This window comes from Paucidesulfovibrio gracilis DSM 16080, assembly GCF_900167125.1.
GTDB classification, from domain to species: Bacteria; Desulfobacterota; Desulfovibrionia; order Desulfovibrionales; family Desulfovibrionaceae; genus Paucidesulfovibrio; species Paucidesulfovibrio gracilis.
Map to the genome: position 1 here is coordinate 23,989 of NZ_FUYC01000010.1, position 23,089 is coordinate 47,077.

The 23,089-nt window shown below is 62.1% G+C and carries 17 protein-coding genes; 7 read left to right on the forward strand and 10 right to left on the reverse strand.

Annotation, left to right across the window (positions count from 1 at the left end; all coding sequences use genetic code 11):
- Complete coding sequence (gene gmhB, locus B5D49_RS10320; protein WP_078717616.1) at positions 1–1,200, forward strand: D-glycero-beta-D-manno-heptose 1,7-bisphosphate 7-phosphatase; 1,200 nt, start codon at positions 1–3, stop codon at positions 1,198–1,200.
- Between the two features lie 61 nt (positions 1,201–1,261).
- Complete coding sequence (locus B5D49_RS10325) at positions 1,262–2,299, forward strand: GHMP family kinase ATP-binding protein (protein WP_078717617.1); 1,038 nt, start codon at positions 1,262–1,264, stop codon at positions 2,297–2,299.
- A gap of 7 nt (positions 2,300–2,306) precedes the next feature.
- Here the strand turns inward: B5D49_RS10325 and B5D49_RS10330 are convergent, their stop codons facing one another.
- The 10 genes from B5D49_RS10330 to B5D49_RS10375 all read right to left on the reverse strand — a co-directional run bounded on the left by B5D49_RS10330 (position 2,307) and on the right by B5D49_RS10375 (position 15,697).
- Entirely contained in the window at positions 2,307–4,775 is a 2,469-nt protein-coding gene (locus B5D49_RS10330) for a glycosyl hydrolase family 28-related protein (protein ID WP_078717618.1), read from the reverse strand.
- The gene (locus B5D49_RS10335) at positions 4,775–5,710 is read right to left on the reverse strand and encodes a sulfotransferase (protein ID WP_078717619.1); all 936 of its coding nucleotides are present in this window, start codon (positions 5,708–5,710) and stop codon (positions 4,775–4,777) included. The genes B5D49_RS10330 and B5D49_RS10335 overlap by 1 nt, the downstream gene beginning before the upstream one ends.
- A complete protein-coding gene (locus B5D49_RS10340; RefSeq protein WP_078717620.1) occupies positions 5,707–7,209 on the reverse strand; it encodes a lipopolysaccharide biosynthesis protein in 1,503 nt (500 codons plus the stop codon). Before B5D49_RS10340 ends, B5D49_RS10335 begins: the two co-directional genes overlap by 4 nt.
- A complete protein-coding gene (locus B5D49_RS10345; protein ID WP_078717621.1) occupies positions 7,206–8,129 on the reverse strand; it encodes a sulfotransferase family protein in 924 nt (307 codons plus the stop codon). Before B5D49_RS10345 ends, B5D49_RS10340 begins: the two co-directional genes overlap by 4 nt.
- Positions 8,126–9,280, reverse strand: coding sequence for a glycosyltransferase family 4 protein (locus B5D49_RS10350; RefSeq protein ID WP_159447200.1), 1,155 nt, complete (start codon positions 9,278–9,280; stop codon positions 8,126–8,128). Before B5D49_RS10350 ends, B5D49_RS10345 begins: the two co-directional genes overlap by 4 nt.
- The gene (locus B5D49_RS10355; protein WP_078717623.1) at positions 9,277–10,560 is read right to left on the reverse strand and encodes a glycosyltransferase family 4 protein; all 1,284 of its coding nucleotides are present in this window, start codon (positions 10,558–10,560) and stop codon (positions 9,277–9,279) included. The genes B5D49_RS10350 and B5D49_RS10355 overlap by 4 nt, the downstream gene beginning before the upstream one ends.
- A gap of 63 nt (positions 10,561–10,623) precedes the next feature.
- Entirely contained in the window at positions 10,624–12,126 is a 1,503-nt protein-coding gene (locus B5D49_RS10360; RefSeq protein WP_078717624.1) for an O-antigen ligase family protein, read from the reverse strand.
- Between the two features lie 4 nt (positions 12,127–12,130).
- Positions 12,131–13,108 (reverse strand): ExeA family protein, encoded by a 978-nt coding sequence (locus B5D49_RS10365; RefSeq protein ID WP_078717625.1) that lies wholly within the window; start codon positions 13,106–13,108, stop codon positions 12,131–12,133.
- Positions 13,109–13,126: 18 nt separating this feature from the next.
- Positions 13,127–13,882, reverse strand: a complete 756-nt coding sequence (locus tag B5D49_RS10370; RefSeq protein WP_078717626.1) for a polysaccharide biosynthesis tyrosine autokinase — start codon at positions 13,880–13,882, stop codon at positions 13,127–13,129.
- Between the two features lie 72 nt (positions 13,883–13,954).
- On the reverse strand, positions 13,955–15,697 hold the full coding sequence (locus B5D49_RS10375) for a GumC family protein (RefSeq protein ID WP_078717627.1): 1,743 nt from the start codon (positions 15,695–15,697) through the stop codon (positions 13,955–13,957).
- A 584-nt stretch (positions 15,698–16,281) separates the two neighbouring features.
- On the opposite strand from B5D49_RS10375, the gene B5D49_RS10385 reads away from it, so the two are divergent.
- From B5D49_RS10385 to B5D49_RS10405, 5 genes are all read left to right on the forward strand, one after another.
- Complete coding sequence (locus tag B5D49_RS10385; protein WP_078717629.1) at positions 16,282–16,884, forward strand: polysaccharide biosynthesis/export family protein; 603 nt, start codon at positions 16,282–16,284, stop codon at positions 16,882–16,884.
- A 19-nt stretch (positions 16,885–16,903) separates the two neighbouring features.
- Positions 16,904–18,067 carry a hypothetical protein gene (locus tag B5D49_RS10390; protein ID WP_078717630.1) on the forward strand — a complete coding sequence of 388 codons (1,164 nt, stop codon included), beginning with the start codon at positions 16,904–16,906 and terminating at the stop codon, positions 18,065–18,067.
- A 251-nt stretch (positions 18,068–18,318) separates the two neighbouring features.
- Entirely contained in the window at positions 18,319–20,001 is a 1,683-nt protein-coding gene (gene cysC, locus B5D49_RS10395; protein ID WP_078717631.1) for an adenylyl-sulfate kinase, read from the forward strand.
- Between the two features lie 122 nt (positions 20,002–20,123).
- The gene (xrtD, locus tag B5D49_RS10400; protein WP_078717632.1) at positions 20,124–21,656 is read left to right on the forward strand and encodes a VPLPA-CTERM-specific exosortase XrtD; all 1,533 of its coding nucleotides are present in this window, start codon (positions 20,124–20,126) and stop codon (positions 21,654–21,656) included.
- Positions 21,657–21,670: 14 nt separating this feature from the next.
- On the forward strand, positions 21,671–23,089 hold the full coding sequence (locus tag B5D49_RS10405; RefSeq protein WP_078717633.1) for a sugar transferase: 1,419 nt from the start codon (positions 21,671–21,673) through the stop codon (positions 23,087–23,089).

The window sequence follows — 23,089 nt, forward strand, 5'->3', positions numbered from 1 at the left end:
ATGAGCGATATCGTCACGCAAGCGGTGTTGCTGGCCGGGGGCCGGGGAACCCGGCTGGGCGAATTGGCCCGGGAGCTGCCCAAGCCCGCGCTGGACGTGGGCGGTGAGCCGTTTGTCATGCATATGGTCTGGAATCTGGCCCGGCACGGAATTCGCGATGTGGTGGTGTCCTGCGGCCATTTGGCGGATCGGCTGGAGCAGGCCATGCGGTCCCGGCCTGTTCCCGGCACCCGGGTGCGCTTCGTGCGCGAACCCTCGGCGCTGGGGACGGGGGGTGGATTACGCAACTGTTTGCCCTTGTTGCAGGAATCTTTTTTTGTGCTCAACGCGGACAGCCTGTTCGACGTCAACTATCCGGATCTGGCACTGCATGCCAACGGCGGAGCGGCCCTGGCCTTGCGGCGCGTGCCGGACGTGGCCCGGTTCGGGGCGGTGCAGACCCGCCACGGCAAGGTGGTCTCCTTTGCGGAAAAGGGGCGTAGCGGGTCCGGGTGGATCAATGGCGGGGTGTATGTGTTGAACCGCGAAATTGTGGAAGCGTTGCCCGATGGTCCCGCTTCCCTGGAGCATGATCTTTTTCCGGCCTTGGCTGCCCGGTCCCGGCTTGGAGCAGTGCCGTACGATGGTTTTTTTATTGATATTGGGATTCCCGAGGAGTTGGAACGGGCCAGACAGGACGTTCCGGCCTGGCGACGCAAACCCGCGTTGTTTCTGGACCGGGACGGCGTGCTCAACGTGGACCACGGGTACGTGCACTCCCGGGAGCAGTGGGAGTGGTGCCGGGACGCGCGCGAAGCCGTGAAATATGCCAATGATCGGGGTATGCTCGTGGTGGTGGTCACCAACCAGTCGGGCATTGGCCGGGGGTATTACGGGCTGGAGGAATTCCAGGCGCTCATGGCGTGGGTCAACCGGGAGCTTCTGCGCCATGGCGCGCATTTCGACGCGGTGTACCATTGCCCGCATCATCCGAGCGAGGCCCGGGAAGAGTATCTCCGGCGCTGCTCCTGCCGCAAGCCCGAACCGGGAATGCTTTTGCGCGCCATGGAGGAATGGAATATTGATCCCCTGCATAGCGCCATGATCGGGGATTCGCCCAAGGACGTGCAGGCTGCAAAGCGGGCCGGGTTATCCCGTGCCGCGCTCTACGACCCGGAATCCCAGAGCCTGCTGGACAGCGTGCGCGAGGTGCTTGCCTGACAGCCAGCCCGCGGAGCCTCGGAGCGTAGCGGACGCATCTCCAGATAACCAAGGAGGAACCATGCCCACGTACATCCGCGCCAAAGCGCCTCTGCGTCTCGGGCTGGGCGGCGGCGGCACCGACATTGTGGACTATTCGTCCCGGTTTGGCGGCGCCATCATCAACACCACCATTTCCCGCTTTGCCCACGCCACCGTCGAACCCCTGGACGATGGTACCGTGGAATTCCAGAGCATGGACCGGGGCAGGCGGTTTCGGTATGCCGCGGCCGAACGCGTGGAACCCGGTGAAGGCCAACGCCTGTTGGCCGGGGTCTACAACCGCATGGTGCGCGACTTTGCCAAGCGCCCGTTGTCCTTTCGGCTGACCACGGCCGTGGACGCGCCTCCCGGATCCGGGCTGGGTTCGTCCTCCACGTTGGTGGTGGCCATTGTGGGAGCGTTTTGCGAGTGGCTGCAACTACCGTTGGGACCGTATGAAATTGCGGAACTGGCCTATGACATCGAGCGCGTGGACCTGGGGCTGGCCGGGGGCAAACAGGATCAGTTCGCGGCCACGTTCGGCGGATTCAACTTCATGGAATTTCACCGCGAAGGTTCCACGCTGGTGAACCCGTTGCGCGTGCGGCAGGAGATCGTCAGCGAACTGGAGCACAACCTGCTGCTGCTCTATACGTCCGTGAGCCGCGACTCCGCCACCATCATCGAGGATCAGAAACGATTTGTGCAGGAGAACGACCCGGCGCGGCTGGAAGCCCTGCACGGGGTCAAGCGCGTGGCAACGGAGATAAAAAAGCACGTGCTCACCGGGGATCTGAACGGATTCGGCCGGGTGCTTCGCCAGGGTTGGGAAAGCAAGAAACAGAGTTCGGATATCATCAGCAATCCCCGGCTTGACCGCATCTTTGACGACGCTTTTGCGGCCGGGGCGTTGGGCGGCAAGATTTCCGGCGCGGGCGGCGGCGGATTTATGATGCTCTACTGCCCGGGGGTGAGCCGGTACGCGGTGCTCGACGCCTTGGCATCTCACGACGTGCGGCTGGCGGAATACCGATTCGTGGACCACGGCTTGCTCACCTGGCGGCGGGACGAGCCGTAGGGGGCGTTCAGGGACGGCGATAGAGCGTGGGCATGGCCTGGGGCGGGCTTTGCCGCACGGTGCCGTCCGGCGCCACGTCCCGGAATACAGACCAATCCTTAGGATGGTAGCCCCGGCTGCCCAGGAACACGTTGGCTGTGAGCCGGGGCCAGAAGTTAACGTTGGCCAGGGTCAGGCTGTCCACGTTTTCAAAAGAGAGCAGCACGGTTCCGGGCTTGGCCGCGGCATTGCCTCCGGTGCCGTAGAGCGCCAGCTTTCGCACGTCTTCTGCCCGGAGCACGGGCATGTGTCCTTCCCCTTTTAATCCGTAAATTTCCACGGTTCCGGCGTGGCGGATTTCGCTTTGCCAGGAGCCTTTGGCGTGCTCGATGTCCAGTTGGTAGAAGCGCAGCGGACCGGGCGTGTCGCGCACGAGCAGGTGTCGATAACCCGGACCCTGCCCGATGTGGTCTTCGTGGTAGTAGTTGTAGATGGCTCCGCCGCCGTGTCCTTCCACCAGGAGCAGGGGCTGCTCCCGTTGCGGAAAGCGTTTCACGTTTACGTCAAAGCCTTTGAGGGAATGGTGGAAGATGAGGATATCCTTGAGCAGGCTCTGACCGCCGCATCGCCAGGACAGGGCCGCCACGCGATCCGCTTCCACAGGCAGGTAGAATCCCACGTTTTCGATTTCCGTGCTTGTTTGGGTGGCGTCCGCGGTCACCACCATGGCCTTGGGACCGGTGGTGCTCACGATGCCGGGTTCGTTGCCCGTCACACAAAGAAAGGAAAGATTTTTGGATACGCCCAGGAGGCGCGTGTCCGGGCGCAGGCGCAGAGGGCGGGTGAGGCGGAAATAGCCTTTGGGCAGAAAAACATCCGGGTGTTCGTCGATGGCCTGTTGGATGGCCGCGGTGTCGTCGGTGCGGCCGTCGCCCTTGGCGCCGTAGTCCAACACGTTGGCAATGCCGGGGATTTCAAGAGGTGGAACGCGGGGAGGCCAAAGGTGTTCGGCCACCAGGTCGCGGTCCATGACTGATCCCGAGACCAGTCCCGGACCTTGCTTGTGTTGCACGGGCGGCTGGATTTCGGCCTGGCGCGAGGCCAGCAGTGCGCGGTAGTCCCGGGGCGGGGCATAGGCTTCGGCGGCCAGGGATGCGGGCAGGGCAATCCGGTCCCGGACGCTCTGGCGGGACGCTTGCGGCGTCTCGTTTTGGAGTGCGGCGAGTGTGGGCAGATACACCGGGTTTTGCAGGCGCACCACGGGGTTGGTGGCCGGATCCATATCGCGCTCCTTCATGGTGAAGGGAGGATGCAGCACGCCTCGGGCGTATTCCCGGATGGTCAGCCGACCGGCCGCGGCCTCGGGAAAGGCCACGCCGTCCGGATGCAATACCGGCACGGAGGCGCCTTCAATGGTCACATCCTTGAGATACAATGGCCGGGCCGCTTCAATGGCGGTGCCGCCTTTGGGCATGCGGATGGCCGCGTCAACGATGCTCATGGGACCGGCCTGCGGTCCCCAGCGCACGGCCTTGCTACGGATCAGCGGGCCACGGGCGTTGCTTTCGATTTCCAGGCCGGCCGCCACCAGGGTGTTCATGCCGGAGTAGACCAGGGCGTGCCGTTCCTGGCCGATCAGCCGTGTTCCCACCAGGGTGGGAACCGGTTCGGAAAGGCCGAAGTCCAGGCCGATTTTGCCTCCCAGTACGGTGATGCCGTATTGTCCGCCTCCCGCGCCCGAGGCTTCCCGCATGCCGATGAAGCCGTTGCGAACGTCGATGGTGCAGTCCTGTACGCCGGAACCCTGGGCGCCGCCGTGCTGGATGCCGATGGCTCCGCCGTTGCCCCGGCCGACGCGTATGTCGATGCCGCGCAACATCTGGTTGAAGTTGATGTTGGAGGAAAATTGGTTGGGTACCACCCCGTGGCGGGTGCGTTTGCGCGCCCGGAAGTGGAGCATGGGTTTGGGATCCGCGGCCCGGTCGAATCCCGGGGAAAAGGGCGCCAGCTCGATGACAGGTCTGGGACCGTCCGCGCTGCCCTGGAGAACGCAGGGGAAGAACCGCGCGCCCATGATCTGGCCGTTGCTGCGCTGATAGTATTGCTGGGTGGCTTCCAGAGTGTCCGAAATACGGTAGATGCCCGACGGGAAAAAGCAGACCAGCTGGTGATCCCGGGCATGGTCGATGGCGCGTTGCAGTGCCTTGGTGGTGTCGGTTTTTCCTGTGGGGTCCGCAAGGAAGGGCGGCAAGGTCACGTCCAGATATCCCAGGCGGGTCAGCTCCGGTTGGAAGTCGGAAACCGGAGCGTCCAGGGCCAGGGGACCGTCCTGAAACGGGGCGCGCACCGTGGGCATGAGCCGCACGCCGGGGGGCATGTGGACGGCGTCGGCATGGCACGTCCGTGGAGACAAGATATCTCCGGTGGCCAGAAGAAACGCCAGGGCCGCCAGAAGCGGCGCGAGCCGAACAACGGTTCCCAACTGCCTTTTACGCATCAATAGTACCCGTACTCCTTGAGGTTCAGGTCATATTCCTCATCCAGACGCTGGTTGTCCTCCCGCATTTCTTCCAGGATGCGTGCGGCCAGGCGGCCGGAGAGTCCGGGGTCATTGCCGCGGTAAGGGCGGGGCCAGCGGTCGTGGATCAGGGCCACGGGGCTGACCAGTTCCAGGCGGTTGTTGCGGCGCATGGGCAGGCCGGGAAGGATGCCTGCGGGATTCAGGTAGCTGCGGAAAAAATGATTCATGATCCTGGTGCATTCCATGCCGAATGGTCCCAGGCGGGAAAGATTCAGCTTACGCGGGGGCAGATCCGGCAGGGAGACGCCGAGAAAGTCGGACATGCGCCCGAGGTAGTGGACCGGGTCGCGGACCATTGCCTCATGGGTGAGCAGGAGCAGTCCTTGGGGAAACAGTTCCTCCACCCGCCGGACATAGGGCAGGAAGCGGAAACGGTTTCGGCTGACCAGGGGTTGGGCCGTGGTCCCTTTGGCATAGCCGAAGTAGCGGTCCGCCCGGCGGGTGCCGCCGCTGCGTACATATTGCCGGTAGAAGCTGCGGGCCAGCCGGTCCTGGCGGCGCAGGGTGAGAATGACCCTGGCTTCCGGAAAGGCGGCGGAAAGATTGCGCAGCACCGCGTCCCGGTGGTCCAGGCCGAATTCCAGTTCCCCGGCGTGCAGGGGACCGGAAAAGCCTTCATTGCTGATCAGGTTGGGACGACGGGTGTCCAGGAGGGAATCGATCATTGTCCGCGCTTTATTCGGATCAAAATAAATCGGGTCGCTGAATCCGGCGTACCGCTGGAAGGGCACGAATTCCGGGGTGTCCGTGCAAAGAAAGCGCAGGCTTTCACATCGGGGGAAGACCAGCTTTTGCAGGGAGGCGGTGCCGGTTTTGTGCAGACCGATGTGCAGGGTGACGGATGCGTTCATGCGGACTCCTCGGAAGGCTTCGATGGTTCACGGGCCTGCGCCAGGAGCTTGCGGAAGCGCAGGACATGGAAAAGAAGAAGATACCCGGCCAGGAGAAGCGCGGCAAGTCCGATCTCCGCCGGTGTTGCCAGGGCGTGCCCCGCGAGCAGATGCCGGACCGTGAAAAAGCCCGCGCCCAATACGGCGCTGACCAGGATGGGCGGCAGAATGCGGCGGGCCAGTTCCGGAGCGCGGACCCCGGCCTTGCCCATGACCCAGACCATGCGCACGGCCAGGGTCAGGCTGCTCCCGGCGGAAAGCCCCATCAGGGCGGCGTGGGCGTTGTCCGACGGGTCCAGTGCCGCGCCCAGGGTGAAGCCCGCGGCGGTTACGGTGATTTGCAGCAGGCTGAAGAGAAAACGTTCGCGTTGCAAGCCCAGGGTGTCCAGCAGGGTGCCGGTGAACAGGGCCGTGAAGGTGAGCAGGAACACGGGCAGGAGAATGCGCACAAACACCCCGGCCTCGGCCCATTCTGGACCGAACACGAAGCCGAACAGGTCCGGGGCAAAGGCCCAGAGCAGCACGGCCGGAAAAAGATAGAGCGTGAGGTTCACCTCGAGCACGCGCAGGGCAAAGGCATGGATGTCCCGTCCTCGACGGCGTTCCTGGGCGGTATGCTGGAAAAAACTCTTGCCGATGGCGGTTCCCACCACGATGCCGGGTTGCTTGAGCACACGCACGGCCAGATTGTATAGCCCTACGCGCACGGGGTCGTAGTGCAGGGCCAGCAGAAATGTGGGCAGCTCCATGTTCAGGGAAAGCACCAGGTCCGTGCCGCAATATTTGGGGAACTGGGCGTAGCGTTTGGCCATGGCCGGGATGCGGCGCACGGATTCCCGTGTGAATACGCCGTATCGTAAGCCGCGCCGGGGATCTCCGGCCAGCACCAGGGCCACCAAAAAATCACTGGCGGGTTTCATGGACGCCAGCACGGGCGGGGCGGCCCAGCCCGCCAGTCCACAGAGGATCACCGCGCTCCGGCTCCCCACCGCGCCCACGACCTGGGCCGTGGCCTGGCGGTGGAAACCCTTGTGCCGCAGGTTGCGTACCTGGAGCGTGAGGAAAAAACCGCAGAACAGACAGCCCGGCGGCAGCAGCAGGATGGTGGCCGTGGACTGGAATCCCAATAGATCGCGCAGAGGTTCAGGCGTACTCAGGACCACGATGCCCAGCAGCAGGCTGAAGACCGTGACCAGGCCCAGGGTGAGCAGGGTCAGGGCGTCGGCGTCCTCTTCCGCCTCGGGCAGCATGATGGGTACGTTGTAGCGTAGGTGGGAAAGCGCGGCCAGCACCGTGATGCAGGAAAAGGCCAGGGCGAATTCCCCATAGGCGCTCGGCGCGAACAGCCGGGTGATGATGGGGATGCTGCCCACGTTCACGGCTTGGGCCAGCACGTTGCCGCCCAGGAGGGTGAGCACGGAGCGCAGAAAACCGGGAGCCTTGGCCGGGGAGGCGCTCATGGTTGGTCCGTATCGGTTTTCCGCTCGGGCAGGTAGCCGAAATGATGCAGCATGTCTCCAGCGTGGCGGAGGATGGTTTCACGGTCCTGGTCGGAAAGCCGTTGGAGGCTGGGGGCGTTGTAGTCTGTGATGTTTTCGGCGCCGGTTCCGGCCACGGTGCGGCCAACGTTGAATTTTTCCCGGCTGGCGGCCTGGAGCGGTTGCGGCGGGAGTTCCAGAAAGTCGGCCAGTTTTGCCAAGGTCTGTTCCGGCTGGCCGGTCAGGTCTTCGTACCGCACGATGTGCAGGTGTTTGACCTGTGTTTGATGCTGCAAGAGCAGGCGGCAGGATGCGTCCCAATGGCGGGCCGCACGCTCCAGATCCTTGCCTGCCTTGCGCCGGATGCCTTCGCAGACCGCGAATCCGTCGCGCACCAGGGCGATGAACCGGCAGTCGAGCAGTTGGTCCAGTGCGGGCATTCGCGCCATGTTGGGCGGAGTTTTTTCCACCAGCACGGGATGCAGGGGCCGCGTGAAAAAGCGCATCCAATCGTGCAGCAGCCGGGGCATGCGTTGGGGAAGTTCGGCGGCGTCCGCTTCCAGGCGGTCCAATACTTCGGTCCAGACCCGTTCGTGTCCGCGCAGGGGCATGCGCAGCAGCGCGCGGGTATTGTATTGGCCTTCCTCCCGCATGGTGGAGACCAGCCCGCTTTTGGCGAACAGGGCGTTGAGCAGGCTGGTGCCGGAGTTGTTGCAGCCCACAATGAACACCCAGGTGTGGGCCGTGGCGGTTTGTTGCCACGTTTGGGCAAAGTGGCGTTTGCCGCCCAGTTGCCAGGAAATGTCGTTACTTAGATCGCGCCGGGCCTGGGCCAGCACCCAGCGCAGCCGTTCCCATTTGCGTCGCGCCAAGGATACCGCGAAATAATTGGTCCGGCTCATGCGTTGTCCTTTGTGTTGTCCTTGAGCGCAAAACCCGCGAAGCGCAGCGCCTTGGCCAGGGCCGAGGGGAAATCGTCCGGGCCGGTGCGCTGGGCGCGGGTTTGCAGCGCGGTTTTCGAGAGCCGTTCGCGCAGGTCCGCATCCAAAAGCACCCGTTCCAACTGCCGCCGCAGGTCGGTCACGCTGTCCGGTTCGTGGAGCAGCCCGGCTTCCTCGTGGCGGATGAAAAAGGCAAAGGGACCGAAGCGGGGTGCCACCACGGGAACGCCGCAATCCAGAGATTCCACGGCCGTCATGCAACGGCCTTCCGGGAAACTGGTGCGGGTGGGGGTGGCCGTTACCCAGGCCTGGGCCAGGTAGCGGGCCACGTCGCGGTGAGGCGCGTGTCCGGCCAGGGTGACGCGGTCCGTGAGACCGCGTTTGCGAATCTCGGCTTCCAGGTCGGCCAGACCGCCGCCTCCGCCTACATAGACGAGCCGTGGCTGCTCCAGGTCGCGTAGCAGGGGGGTCATGGCCTCCAGCAGGTCAAAGGCGCCTTTGTCCGTCTCTACGCGGCCCAGGTAGAGCACGTTGCGCGGACCGTCCGGGTCCGGGGCGGCGCATTGGTCCGGCAACTGGGTTCCCCGGTCGAACGGGAACAGCCCCTGTTGTCCTCCGCGAATGCGGGCCAGCTGGTCCGTCAGAAAGGGACCGTGGCATACGCAGGCTGCGGCCCGGCGCAGGCAAAACGCGTTCAGCCGGGCCTGGAGGCGTTGGCGGGCCGTGGGACGGCGGGCTTCCAGGTCGTTGTGGCTGGAAAAAATCAAGGTGGCGCGCAGCAGGGTGGCGGCCAGGGTGGAGGCAGCCAGGGCCAGGGAGGGTTCGCCGCAAATGATGACATCGGGTCGCTCGCGCAGCAGGGCCGTGAAGATACGGCAGGCCCGCCGCACACTGCCTGCCCCGCCCACGCCGCGCAGATGGAGCGGAGCACCCGGTTGGGCGGCGGCCTCGGGCGGTTCCCCCGTGGAGATCAGCAGTCCGGGAACCTGGTCCAGCACGCTCAGCAGTTGGGGAAGATACCCCTCGGGTCCGCTTTGCCCGGGGTGGGTCGGGTCACGGTGTGCCGCATACTCCTTAAGGGTGTTGCCGGATTTCACGTAGGCGAATTTCATGCCTTGCCCCCTGCCGATTCGGTGCGGCATTGCTGTTCATAGACCTGTTGGAGCCGGTCCGCGATGCGCGAATAGACCCGATTGTTCACCATCCATTCCCGTCCCTTGCGGCCCATTTCCCTGGCGCGGTTCGGATCGTCCAGCAGGGTTTGCACGGCCCGGGCAAAGGGTTCCGGTTCAAAGGGCGTGCAAAGCCCGGCACCGCTTTGCTCCAGCACCAGACGTTGTTCCGGGTGGTCCGTGGCCACCACGGGCCGGGCCAGAGCCATGTATTCCACCAGCTTGGTGGGGGAGGTGGAGAGCAGGAGCGGCAGGGGATAAAAGGGCGAGAGACAGACCGAGGCGGAACGTATTCTGGCCCAGGCTTGCTCCAAGGGAAGAAAACCTGTGAATTCGCAATGTTCGGAAATTCCCAGTTCGTGAGCTAATTTTTCAAGATATTTTCGGTCTTCGGGAACGTCCCCTTCGCCCACGAGCAGCAGGCGGGTGGCGGGACGGCGGTGCACCAGTTCGGCCATGGCCCGGATGACCATGTCCATGCGCCGGACGCGCGACAGGGAGCCGAGATAGGCCACGCAATCGGGGTCCATCTCCTCCTGGCCGGGATCGGCGGGGATGGCGGCATCGGCCACGCCCATGGGCACGGGCGTCATTTTGGCCGGATCAATGCCTTTGGCCGTGAGGTCGCGTTTCATTTGTTCGCTTTGCACAAAGGCGTGATCCGCGGCGGGCAGGAGCACCTTGTAGAGCAAAAAGCCGTTGAACCGGCCTCGGATGGCGTAGAGCAAGGGGTAACGCGCTCCGCCCTGCCGGACTTTTTCCAGGTCGTCGTCCGGCATGGGGTAGGACATCCAGAAAAAAAAGCGCGTGCGGGTCAGTCGGGCCGCCAGCAGTCCGGCCAGTCCACTGAGGAATTTGTCACGAACCTGGATGTAGTCGTAGCGGTTTTTGCGGGCCAGCCCGAATACGCGCAGGTCATTGCGCAGATCCATGAGCCGTTTGTGCAGACGGGAAAAAAAACTGGTTCCCGGATTGGTGGGAGCTAGGAAAACCCGTCCCGCATCCTGCTCCAGGGGAATGATTCGGTGCCGTGTCTCGGGGATGGCGGATTGGAGCAGATAGTCGATGCGTTGCCCGCGGGCTGCTATTTCCTGAAAAAAAAGGATGGAAACATCCACGCGGTCGGGCGGATGGCGGTCCGGCGCCAAAAAAAGACCCCGCAAGGGCGTTTGCGGATCGGATTGGGAATTTGGACTGTGTAACACACCGATGTTGCTCATGGTTGGTTGACTCCACCACGGTCATACGGAGGGCCGCCGCCCTTGGCAAGCCGTGGGCGCGGATCAGGATGAAAAATAGCGGCGGTATAATTCCTCGCCGGTTTCCTTCTGCACGACGAAGCGGTCCGGCGTGGAAAGCGGTTCGGGCTTCGGGCCAGGACTTCGGGATTCTTCGGCACGTTCGGATGCCGCTTGCTCCCGGAGATGCGGAAACCGTGAGCGGGCCTCGCTGAGTCCCATGCAAATGAACACGACATGGGGCATGAATCCGTGCATGATGCCGTTGAAGAGGCAGTTGTTGAGCACGAGCAGGGTGGCCAGAAGCTGCCAGCGGATGGGATGGTCCAGGGGGGCGAATCGGTTCATGCGGGCGGCGTGGCTGAGGAGAAAAAACAGATAGAGCGCGTAGCCCACCACTCCGCTGTATTCCAGCCATTCCACGTGGAAGTTGTGCTGGGTGATGACCTGGGGACCGCGATACAGTCCCAGGCCCAGGAAGGGGTGTTCCAAAAAATTACTCAGGCCGGATTGGAACTGGGCCACGCGGCCGTAAAGTGCGTCCTTCCAGTTTTCCACGTTGGTGAGCCGCTGCTCCGTGCGGTATTCCTCAGCCGTGAAAATGGTCTGGTCCGGCTCGATGAACTGGGCGTAGATGATCAGCATGAAAGTGGCCAGCAGGGAGGCGCCGAAAAAGGCCACGAACAGCGTGATGGCCTTGCCCTTCTTGATCAGCAGGTAGCAGAAGGGCGTGAGCACCGAGAGTACCAGGAATACGCGGGAAAAGGTCAGGAACATGGCGGCCACGCAGAGCAGGGCCAGGGGGATGCGCAGCTTGCGCGGCACCACGTCGCTGCCCATGACCAGGCACGCGCCGAAGGCCATGAGCGTGGCGGTACTGATGGCCGGGGTTCCCAGGGGAATGGCCCGTTGCCCGGTTTGCAGCCAGAAGGCCACGGCCATGACCGCGAATCCGAGCATGCCGAGCACCATGTAGCGCAGCAGGGAACGGTATTCCTCTTCATTGGTGATCATGACCCGCAGCACATAGTAGGCCACCACGGGCTGGAACAGGAAGTTGAAGGCTAGAAAGCCGCTGTCCACCACGTCCGGACTGCGCAGGGTGCCGATGAAATAGACTACGCAGACCCCGGCAAGAAAAAGGTCCGTGAGGGTCAGCTTGAGCCGGGCGCGCTGAAAAATCAGCCGCAGCACGGCAATGCCGGCAAAGAGCAAGAGACCCGCGGAATAGGGGTTGAAGGTGATGATGCCTACTTCAACCTTGAAGATTTGATAGGAAAAGGGAAAGAACGCAAAGATCACGCCCAGCACGGCCGCCGGGTTGACCACCAGGGTGAACAGGCCGATGCAGCCGTAAAGCAGCGCCACCGTGAGGATGTTGTCGCGGAATCCGTCCAGGCCGAATCCGGCGTACAAAAAGCCCGTGAGAATCGCCAGCACCACGCCCACATAGACCGTGACCACCCGGCGGATGGTCAGGGTTCTGCGGGGGGCGGCCGCGCCAGGTTGCCGCGGGAACGCCGGGGGGGTGCCGGTGCGGACGGGCATGGACTCAGACCTGCCCGGCCACGGCCTTTTGCCGCGAGAGTTGCCGTGTGAGGTGGCGCACGGCCTGTTCCAGCCGGTCGATCCTGTTCCGCAATGCCTCCACTTCCGCGCTCGGGGCGGGCTGTTCCGGTCCCATGAGCTTGCCCGAGGAGGTCAGCAAAATGCCGTCCTTGGCCTTATCCCGGATGATTTCCTGGGCGATGTGCCCGTCAATGGAGGATTTGGCGTCGGCAAAGGCGTAGATCAAGGAGAGGTTGCAGAGAATGTTCATGACCCGGGGGACGCCGCCCGAAGCCGAATGGATGGCTTCCACGGCATCGTCCGAGAACAGGGACGAGGGCTTGGGATGTCCGGCCACGGAAAGGCGGTGCTCGATGTAGGGCCGGGCTTCCTCGGGGCGGAGCGAGGCCAGGTGGCAGGAAACGGCGATGCGTTGGGCCAGATAGGTCTTGCTCGGCTCCATGATGCGCCGACGCAGTTCGTTTTGTCCGATGAGCAGGATTTGCAGGAGGATGTCCTCCCCGGACTGGAGGTTGGAGATCATGCGGACTTCCTCAAGGGTCCGGTCCGGCAGGCTTTGGGCCTCGTCCAGCACCAGGAGGACGCGCTTGTCGCGCCGTTGCTGCCGCAGCAGGTACTCGTTGAGGATGCGCACCTGGGTGGCGGCTGTTTCGCCTCCTTCCAGGCGGACGCCCAATTCCTGAAGGATGGAGTTTACCAGAGAGTCTTCCACCAGGGTGGTGTTGGGAATCTCGATGACTTCCAGGGCGTTGACCTGCCGGAGTTTGTCCAGCAGATACCGGCTGAGGGTGGTCTTGCCCGCGCCCACTTCCCCGGACATGAGGATCAGGCCGCTGCGGTCCACCAGACCGTACTTGAGGAAGGTCAGCGCAGCCTTGTGGCTTTTACCCAGGTAGAGGTACTTGGGACTGGCCGCAAGGGCGAAGGGCTTTTCCTCGAATCCGAAAAATTGATTGTACATGGTCTTGCCCGTCCTTGGCTACACGGTTTCCCGGGCCTTGTTCAGGACCGTGCCCAGCACCTTGTCTCGTTCGAGCAGGTCCAGGGCGTGGGTGATTTGTCGCGTGGTGGTCCGGCCCGCCTCCACCACCAGGAGAATCTGGTCCACGTAGGAGGAAAAGACCAGAGCGTCCGGTACGCGGAGCAGCGGCGGGCAGTTGAAGATCACGTAGCGGTCCGGGTAGCGGTCTTTCATCTCCTGCACGAGGGTGCGCATTTTCGGGGAGCCGAGAATCTCGGTGGAACCCGCGATGGTGCGTCCCACCGGAAGCAGGGCCAGCTTGTCCAGGTCTGTGCGGACCATCAGATCGGAGATGGGCGCATCGTCCATGAGATAGTCGGAGAGTCCGCGTTTGGTGGAGATGCCGAAGTATTTGTCCACCACGGGATTGCGCAGGTGGGTATCCACCAGCAGGGAGAAGCGGTTCAACTCCCGGGCGATGCTGATGGCTAGGTTCACGGCCGTGAGCGACGAGCCTTCGCCCGGCATGGCCGAGGTGACCATGATCACGTTCTTGTTTTCGCCGCGTGTGCGTTGCAGCACCTGGGTGCGCAACAGGTTGTAGTGGTCCAGCACGGCCGGGTCGCTGATGCCGCCGATGACCATGTTCCTGGCCATGTGCGCCTTGTTCAGCTTGACGGTTTTGGAGCTGCCGCCCCGTTTTCCGGTGCGGCTTGCTGGTTGCAGCGTATCGGTTTCAACGGCCTTTAACATGGCCTTGGCGAGTTTGTTCATATCGTCCTCTCAGAGATCGTGCCGCCTCGAACCCGTTTGGGTCCGGCGGTCGTTCGCGCTTCCGCCGTCCGGCTAGAAGAGGTTCTGGACCAAACGCATAACGAGCAGGTGCAGCGGTTCCACAAGGAAGTGGAAGAGCAGCAGCCCCGCGGCCGCGGCCAGGATGATGACCGGCAGCAATCGTTTTCGGAAGGTCTGCATTCTCGTCAGCGCCGGTCCCTCGCCCAGGACGGGGATGACGGCCAGCACGGGCATTCCCGTGATCGCGCTCAACTCATCCGCATCATGCACGGTGCGGTCCAGCAGGTGGCCGGTGAAGCCGATGCCCGCTCCCAGGGTCAGGGAGAGCACAAATCCCAGGGCAAAGAGCAGGGGGCGGTTCGGGCTGTGGGGCTTATCCGGCAGCACGGGCGGATCCACCAGGGTGAATTGTTCGCCCAGGCCGGATTCTTCCAGTCCCTTGGATTCCTTGGCGGCCAGCATGCGCTTGAGCAGCTCGTCCCGTTCCGTGGTCAGGGTATCCAGTTCGGAAACCAGGATGTTGTACTGCACTTCCACCTGGGGAGCGGTGTCGATGCGGTGCTGGATTTCCTCGCGTTGTTCCAGGAGTCCCTCGACATCGCGGCGCAGGCGCGCAACGTTGATCTTGGTGCTTTCCAGTTCGTTTTTGGCCTGGACCCACTGGGGGTTCAGCTCCATTTCCTTGTGTTTGGGCTTGATCAGGAATCGCTCGGAAAGGGAGTCGATGTCCGCGTGGAGCTGGTCCACCTCGGCCTGGAGACGGCGTACGTCCGGATGCTCGGGCGTATAGGTCTTCAGGAGCATGGCCAGTTCGTTTTCCTTTTGTTCCAGCTCGGTGGAATATTCTTCCATGTCCTGCCGGTATTTGACCTGTTCTTCCAGGGCGTCCACTTGTTTTTGCAGGGTGATCACGTCGGGGTGGTCCGCGGACTTGGTGGCTTTGAGCGCCACCAGGTCACGCCGCATGCGGTCCAGTTCTTCTTCCGGGGTGATCAGACGCTGGCCCCCCGTGGTGCGGACCTGGATATACTGGGGCTTGGCCGCCAGCTCCCCGGTCCAGTATTGCTGCTTGGTGAGGTTTTTTTCCAGGTCGTCTTCCTTGAAGCGCAGGTTGCCCTCCACCCTGTCCAGCAGGCGGATGTTCACGGGCATCAGCTCGGGAAGGTAGAATTTGTTTTCTTCCTTGAATTCACCGATGCGGCGTTCCACGTCGGAAATTTGGGCGTCCAGGTTTTCCAGGCGGCCCTCCAGGTACTCAAAGGCCGAGCGGGTCTGGTGCTCGCGGCTTTTGATGTTGGCTTCCAGGTACAGGGACACAAGCCGGTTGGTAACCTGGAGCACTTTGTCCGGGTTTTTCCCGTCAAAGGAGAGCGTGAAGGCGTAGGTGGCGGTACCCGAACGGGCGCGTTCGGCGTCGTGCACCTCGGTGGTGACCATTTCCACCTGGATGTTGTCGCGCATCTTGGCGATGATTTCGCTCATGGACTGCCGTCCGCGCTCCGCGGAGTAGAGGTCGAACTGCTCGATGATGTCCACCAGGCGGGAGCGGCTGAGCATGGTCCGGTTCAGGGCTTCGAGCCGTTCCTCGATGAGTCCGGTGACCGTGGTCTGCACCAGGTCTTCGGGGATGTCCTGCGTTTCAATGAGGATCAGCCCTTGCGAGCGGTAGATGGACGGCAGAAAAAGCGCGAGCATGGCACAGATGACCATGGCCCCCACCGCCGGTACAAGGCATTGCCATTTTCTGCGCTTGAACACGCGCAGGTAAAATTGCAGATCGTTTTGAAATTCCATACTCCCACCCCGCGCCGGAATGCGGTTCCGGCTTTGTTCTGGGAACCATTATTTTGGTATAATGATTCCGATCGTTTCCTGGCACCAGCCTCAGGTTTCCTTGCTTCTGGCATGGAGAATCCGGGCTTCTGTCAAAATTCTGGCAACGCGATCGGCGGCACCTTGGGGTTGCAGTCAAATGTGGCCTTTACGGATTTTCCCTGAAAGTTAAGTGGCTTGTTTCAGGAAGCACCTCAGTTCTTGTGTGATTTCAACACGAACCAATGGCCAGCCTTTCACCCCGTGATGCCTTAGCAAAAGGCGTTCCATAAAAACAGGAAACAGGAAAAAGGTGAGCTTACGTACTGTGGGGAGAGGGTGTTCCTGTGTCTGGGCAAAAAATGCAGTCCGTATTTTACCCATAATCATCTAATATACATATCCGTCTATCGTGTAAAGCGGTTTTAGAGATTCTGTAGATATCTTGTGTTGGAAAAGTAGGCACGTAAATTGCTTCCCTCCATCCGGCGGCAAGGCTTGCGCCCGGACGATGCGTCGTTCCGACGGCGGCCCCATGCCCAAAAGTGCAAGGACCAGGAGGAAGTATGAAACGCATCGTGTTGCTTTTGCTGTGTGTCGTAAGTCTTGGCGGGGCCGTCATGGGACCGTCCGCCCAGGCCGGGGATTCCGAGGATCTGCGGCGGATGTTCGAGACCGTGGCCCCTGGCGGCTACCATGTCGGCGCCGAGGATGTGTTGGAAGTGTTTGTCTGGGGGGATGAATCGTTGACCCGTCAGGTCATGGTTCGGCCCGACGGATATGTCTCCCTGCCGCTCGTGGGCGAGGTGCTCTGCCAGGGGCGGACCGTGGAGGACATCCGTAGCGAGGTGGACCGCCGTTACGCCAAATTCCTTTCGGATACTCCCGTGAGCGTGATGATCGTGGAGATCAACAGTCCCAAGGTCTACGTCATCGGCAAGGTGAATCGGCCCGGGGTCTATCTCATGCCGCATCCCATGACCGTGACCCAGGCGCTGGCCTTGGCGGGTGGGTTCAACCCCTTTGCCGACGACGCCAACATACTGCTGGTGCGTGGCATCGGTCCCGAGCAAAAGGTCTACGAATACGACTACACCGATGTTTCCCTGGGTTCGGATATGTACCAGAACGTGCTGCTCCGGCCCAACGATACCATTGTGGTGCCGTAATAACGAAAGGAGTTTTGTCGTGCAATTTCGCGTTCTGACCTCGTTGACGATCCTGTTGGCAGCGCTGGGTATGGTCGCCGGATCGGCCCTGGCCCAGAGCGCTCAGGTCATCGTCACGCCCAAAGTTGGCTACCGTATCCAATATGACGACAACCTGAACAATACCAAGGACGGGGACGTGGAACACCGGTTGCGTCCCGCCCTGCAAGTGGATGTGAACACCGAGCGGAGCAAGAACCGCCTTGAGGCCTCCGTGTCTCTGTATCGGTTGCACGACAATGACAACCTGGACCGCACCGAGCAGGACTATTCCCTTTCCTCCCGCAATCAGCTGCATGAGCGGGTGCGCCTGGATGTGAACGGCTCCTACGAAACCGACTACACCATCAACAAGGTGGCCGAGGAGCTGGCCGAGACCACGCGTAAGACCGGGCGTCGCCGTTTCAACGGTTCCACCCGTCTGGAGTTTGTGGTCACCGAGCGCAACCTCGTGGGCCTGAACTACGGGTTCGGAACCACGATGTATGACCGTGACGAGTTCGTGGACTACGATGTGCACAATTACAGCGCGGACTGGACCTACATCTGGACCGAACGGTTCCGCACCCGTTTGGGCGTGGGCGGCACCTTGTATGACAACGAATACGCGGACGGGGACGGCGAGTATACCGATCAGTCCCTTACCGCCGGGTTTGAATACGACATCGACGAGATCTGGACCTGGAGCTTTACCGGTGGATACGTGCGCAGCAACACCCAGGTGGATCGGCCCGCGTTGCAAGTAGACAAAGACGGTGACGGATATATCGGATCCACGCGCCTGGCGTGGGATTATCCCCGTTCCGATGGATACGTGGAATATTCCCGCGACAACACCGTGGGCCTGAGCGGTGAAACCCTGACCCGCGACCGGTTCCGCCTTTGGGAAAAATATCTGCTCTCCGAGCGCAGCCATCTGCGGTTTGAGGCGCTCATGACCCTGGCCCAGTCCGACGGCACCATCCGGGACCGCGATTCCGTGTACTATCGCTTGCGCCCCACCTATGAATATGCCCTGGATGAGCATTGGACCTGGGAAGTGGGATACAGCTACGAGCTTGTGGAGGATCGCAAGGCCGATACAAGTTACGACCGCAACAAGGTGTTCATGGGCATTCGTTGGCAGATGCCCGACGAATGGTAGCAGAGGGCTGAGGGCAGCCCCGCCGTGGCGGTTGCCGCGAAACGTTCCGGCCTTGGCGGAGATTCCCAATCCGTAGGCTGGAACGTTTTTCGTGGAAAGAATGGAACGTTTTTCCCCTGCCGGTGTCCAATGACATTGCCGGCCGTGCGGTACGCTTGAGCACGCTTGCCTGGCAAGGGGGAGCCTGCTATCGAAGTGCCGAAGCCACGCCTGTTGGCACGTTACCGGATCAGCAACCCCGGGGGATCCCCATGCCGTCATCTGTCTTACTTCCTGATGCCGAAGTGCGCGAACTGCGTGCTGCTCTGCCGCAACTGCCGTATCTGAATTTGGGGCGCCGGGCGCTTTGCGATCTGGAATTGCTCATGCAGGGCGCTTTTGCCCCGCTCTCCGGCTACATGAACCAAACACAGTACCAGAGTGTGCTGGAAAGCATGCATCTGCCTGACGGCTCCCTGATTCCTTTGCCCGTGTGTCTGGATTTTTCCGCGACGTTGGCAGAAAAGCTGGAGCCGGGAGGCCGCCTGGTGCTCAACGACCAGGAAGGTTTTCCCCTGGCTGTGCTTGAGGTGGAGGATTTGTGGCAGCCGGACAAACGGGCCGAAGCCCGGGCCGTATTCGGTACGGACGATGCCTCGGTTCATGCCGGGGTCCGGCGTTTTTTTGAAGAAACCGGCGCTTGGTACGCGGGCGGAACGATCCTGGGATTGCACTTGCCCATGCACCACGATTCCATGGACCTGCGCCGTTCGCCCGAGGAATGGCGGGCTGTGATGCAGCGGCAGGGCTGGGCCAGGGTGCTCGGGGCGCATCCACACGGCGCCTTGCATCGCGTGGACCGGGAAATCCTGCTGCGTGCGGCGCGTCGGGCGGACGCGGGGCTGTTGTTGCTGCCTGCCGCGGACCAGCCGTTTTTGGTGGATGCGGACCACTTCCACAAGGTTCGGTGTCATCGTGCCTTTTACGAGCATCTGCCCGAAGGCTTGGCCGAATTGGGGCTGCTGCCCCTGGCCTGCCGCGGGGCGGGACCGCGTGAAGCGCTTTTTCAGGCGCTGACTCTGCGTTCCTGCGGATGCACGCATTTTCTCGTGGAGCCGGACCAGGGAGAACCGCGTCCGCTCAACGGTGGCCGGGCCTACGCGCCGGGCGCCGTGTTTGACCTGTTGGAAAAATATGCCCCGGAATCCGGGGTGGAGCCGGTCCCTTCGGATGCGTTGCGGTTCCATTCCCGCAAAAAATGCTTTGTTCCGGCGCAGGATACCTCATTGGACGAGGTGGAAACGCCGCCCACGTCCGAGGAGCTGGATATCCTGTTGGAGCATGGCCGGGAAATCCCCTCCTGGTTCACCTTTCCCGAGGTGTTGGACGAGATGCGGCGCGCCCATCCCCCACGCCACGAGCAGGGGCTGTGCGTTTTTTTTACCGGGCTTTCCGGCGCGGGCAAATCCACTTTGGCGAAAATTCTGTACGTCCGGTTCATGGAGCAGGGTACCCGTCCGGTAACGCTTCTCGACGGGGACATCGTGCGCCGCAATCTTTCCAGCGAACTGGGGTTCAGCCGGGAGCACCGCGTGCTCAACGTCACCCGCATCGGCTTTGTGGCCTCGGAAATCGTCAAGAATCGGGGCATCGCCATCTGCGCGCCCATTGCTCCCTATGAAGAGGCGCGCCGGGCCAATCGGGAATTGATTTCCCAGTACGGCGGCTATGTGGAGGTGCATGTCTCCACCTCACTGGCCACCTGCGAGGCCCGGGACCGCAAGGGGCTGTACGCCAAGGCCAAGGCCGGGTTGAAAAAGGGCGTCACCGGCGTGGACGACCCGTTCGAGCCGCCGCAGCATGCGGATTTGGCCCTGGACACGGCGGGCCTTGCCCCTGAGGATGCGGCGCGCAAGATTTTGCTGTTGCTGGAGCAAAAGGGATACGTGCGTTGAGCGGATGCCCTGCCGGTGTGCCGCGAACACGCTCATGCTTTGCCTTTGGCCGTGTTGGGCTTGGATTTCATTGCCTGCACGCCCGACTGGTCTTGCCGAACAAAATCAGATATGCAGAGTGAATGGAAAAACTGCGTGCCTATCGACCGCTGCTGCTGGCGTTGGGGTTCTGGTTCGTGTGCGCGGCCGTGCTGTTCGGCCCGCATCTGTCCGGCCTGATTTGGCGTTGGGGTGGCGAGGATAATTCCTATTGTTGGCTTGTGCCGCCGATTTTTCTGTATATGCTCTACCAGGGGCGGGATCGGTATTTCCCGCTCTGTCCGTCCGGCAGCCCATTGGCTTCGCCTGTGCTGCATCTGGTACTGGCCGTATTTTTTTTGACCGGTGTGCTCGGCTCGTTGGAAACCCTGGTCTACGGAGGCATGTGGCTTGCCGTGGCCGCCCTGCTCGCCGCGGCCGGTGGATTCGCCATCCTGCGGCGGATCTGGTTTCCCCTGCTGGTGTTGGCCTTTGCCGTCCCCCTGCCCGCCTTCATCAACCGGCTGCTCACTTTTCGCCTGCGCCTGCTTTCCACGGAGCTTTCCGTCCGTTTTTTGGAGTTGCTGCGCATCCCGGCCTTTGCGGACGGGAACATCATCGACATGGGCGTGACCAAGCTGCAGGTGGTGGATGCGTGCAGCGGACTGCGGTATCTCATGCCCGCCGTTCTCATGGGGCTGGTACTGGGCTGGTTTTTCCATTCCCAATTGTGGAAACGCGCACTGCTGACGGTTTTGGCCGTGCCTGTGACCATCCTCGCCAATGCCTTGCGCATTGCCATGACCGGCGTTCTGGTGGCCTATGTCTCCCCCGAGTTTGGGCAGGGATTTTTGCACGATTTTTCCGGTTGGCTGGTCTACATGGTTTCCATCGGCCTGCTTGGGGTGGCCAGCGTGCTGCTCCGGCCCGACAGCCGTGATGGTCGGCTCCGGCAAACGGAGCCGGGAGCGCGCTTCTGCCATATGCATCCGAACGTGTGGCCACGGTTGTTGGTGGGCGGTATGATCCTGCTGGCGGCCGCGGGTGCCGGAGAGCTGTTGCTGCATCGGCAGAGTGCGCCCCCGCGTGAAACCTTCGCCACCTTCCCGCTGCGCGTGGGAGACTGGCAGGGAAAGCGCTTTTATCTGGAGCAGGAGATCCTGGATCAACTCTGGGCCGACGACTACGTGACCGCCAATTACCGCAACGAGCACACCGGCAACGGGCTGCATCTCATGGTTTCATACTATGCACGGCAGACCACGGAGCACACGGCGCATGCGCCGACGTCCTGTTTGCTGGGCGGCGGCTGGGATCTGGTTTCCCGACGGACCCTGCCCCCGGCGCCCGAAAACGGCCGGGGATTCCCCGTGGTGCGGCTGCTGCTCCAAAAGCCGGGGGCCACGGTTATTTCAAACTTTTGGTTCCAGCAGCGGGGCCGGGTCATCACCAGTGAATGGCTGAACAAGCTCTGGCTGGTTGTGGACTCTCTGCGCATGGGCCGGTCGGACGGAGCGTTGATCCGGGTGGAATTGTATCTCCAACCCCACCAGTCGCCCGAGCAGGGCCAAGAGTTGCTGGACCGATTTACTGCGGATTTGTTCCGCGAGTTGCGACCCTATCTGCCGGGACGTTGAGGGAGTATAGCCGCGTGTTCGCCCAACAGGTGCATATCGTTATTTCGTTCATGATCCTCGTGGAGGGGGCGGTCGTCATTGCCTGCGGGTATCTGGCGGCCTACCTGCGCTGGCTGGTCAGCGGCTACCTCTGGCGGGCGGACGGTTCGGCCCTGGTGGGCATCATTTTGTTTCTCATGTTTGTGAATTCCTTCATGATCGGTCGTATGGGGCTGTACAGCGACCGGCGGCCCGGCTCCCTGTTCAACCTGGCCTGGCGGCTGGCCGTGGTGGTGACCGTGGATTTCGCCGCCCTGTTCGTGGCGTTGTTTGCCCTCAAGTACGACGACATCGGCCGGCTTTTTCTGCTCATCTACGCGGCGTTGCTGTACGTGTCGCTCTTCGTGGCCCGCGCCCTGCTTGATGTCTATATGGATCGTCGGGCCAGACGGGGCTTCAACCGCCGACAGGTGCTGGTGGTGGGGTCGGACGAACGCGCCCAGGCCATGGTGCAGGCCTTGGGGCAGCAGCGCAGCTGGGGGCATGAGGTGGTGGGCTGTCTGAAACCGGATCCGCACGCGGCCAATGCCTGCTATGACGTGCCGGATTTAGGCGTGGTGGCGGATTTTGACGCGGTGGTTCGGTCGCACAGCGTGGACGAGGTGGTTTTCGTGTTGCCTCGCGATGGGAATCTGGCTCCCATGATCGAGGAGTGCCGACGGCTCGGGCTTTCCTATCGCGTGGTGCCGTCCATGTATGATCCGCAAGATCCCATGCCCCTTTCCGTGGAACGCATTCAGGGCATTCCCACGCTGTCCTGGAACGCGGTGCGCATCAATGCCAGCGGACTGTTTTATAAAACAGTGGTGGACTACTTGGTTGGCATTGTGGGATTTTGCCTTTTTGTGCTGGTCTATCCGTTTGTGGCGTTGGCCATTAAATGGGATTCGCCGGGACCGGTGCTTTTTCGCCAGCCCCGGGTGGGGCAGAACCGGCGCATTTTTCAGATGTATAAATTTCGGAGCATGTATGTCGATGCGGAGGCGCGCAAGGCTGAACTCCGGCAGGGCAATCTCATGGGCGGCAAGGACGGGCAGATGTTCAAGCTGGAGCACGACCCCCGCATCACGCGGGTGGGGGCGTTCCTGCGGCGCACCTCCCTGGACGAGCTGCCCCAGTTCATGAACGTGCTCCGTCGGGAGATGAGCGTGGTGGGTACGCGGCCGCCCACTCTGGATGAGGTGGAGCGGTACGAGGATTGGCATTATCGCCGTATGAGCATGAAGCCAGGAATCACGGGGCTTTGGCAGATTTCCGGCCGGAACAAGATCAACGATTTTGATGAAGTGGTCCGTCTGGACCTGCAATATATCGACAATTGGCGTTTTTTGGACGATCTTTTCATCATCTGGAAAACGCTTTTCGTGGTTCTGCGGCGCAAGGGCGCGCTGTAG

Coding starts and splice junctions, on each gene's coding strand:
- xrtD (WP_078717632.1), top strand. CDS start 20,124: ATGGAAAAACTGCGTGCCTATCGACCGCTGCTGCTGGCGTTGGGGTTC.
- B5D49_RS10360 (WP_078717624.1), bottom strand. CDS start 12,126: ATGCCCGTCCGCACCGGCACCCCCCCGGCGTTCCCGCGGCAACCTGGC.
- B5D49_RS10335 (WP_078717619.1), bottom strand. CDS start 5,710: ATGAACGCATCCGTCACCCTGCACATCGGTCTGCACAAAACCGGCACC.
- B5D49_RS10345 (WP_078717621.1), bottom strand. CDS start 8,129: ATGAGCCGGACCAATTATTTCGCGGTATCCTTGGCGCGACGCAAATGG.
- B5D49_RS10330 (WP_078717618.1), bottom strand. CDS start 4,775: ATGCGTAAAAGGCAGTTGGGAACCGTTGTTCGGCTCGCGCCGCTTCTG.
- B5D49_RS10350 (WP_159447200.1), bottom strand. CDS start 9,280: ATGAAATTCGCCTACGTGAAATCCGGCAACACCCTTAAGGAGTATGCG.
- B5D49_RS10385 (WP_078717629.1), top strand. CDS start 16,282: ATGAAACGCATCGTGTTGCTTTTGCTGTGTGTCGTAAGTCTTGGCGGG.
- B5D49_RS10355 (WP_078717623.1), bottom strand. CDS start 10,560: ATGAGCAACATCGGTGTGTTACACAGTCCAAATTCCCAATCCGATCCG.
- B5D49_RS10375 (WP_078717627.1), bottom strand. CDS start 15,697: ATGGAATTTCAAAACGATCTGCAATTTTACCTGCGCGTGTTCAAGCGC.
- gmhB (WP_078717616.1), top strand. CDS start 1: ATGAGCGATATCGTCACGCAAGCGGTGTTGCTGGCCGGGGGCCGGGGA.
- B5D49_RS10365 (WP_078717625.1), bottom strand. CDS start 13,108: ATGTACAATCAATTTTTCGGATTCGAGGAAAAGCCCTTCGCCCTTGCG.
- B5D49_RS10325 (WP_078717617.1), top strand. CDS start 1,262: ATGCCCACGTACATCCGCGCCAAAGCGCCTCTGCGTCTCGGGCTGGGC.
- B5D49_RS10370 (WP_078717626.1), bottom strand. CDS start 13,882: ATGAACAAACTCGCCAAGGCCATGTTAAAGGCCGTTGAAACCGATACG.
- B5D49_RS10340 (WP_078717620.1), bottom strand. CDS start 7,209: ATGAGCGCCTCCCCGGCCAAGGCTCCCGGTTTTCTGCGCTCCGTGCTC.
- cysC (WP_078717631.1), top strand. CDS start 18,319: ATGCCGTCATCTGTCTTACTTCCTGATGCCGAAGTGCGCGAACTGCGT.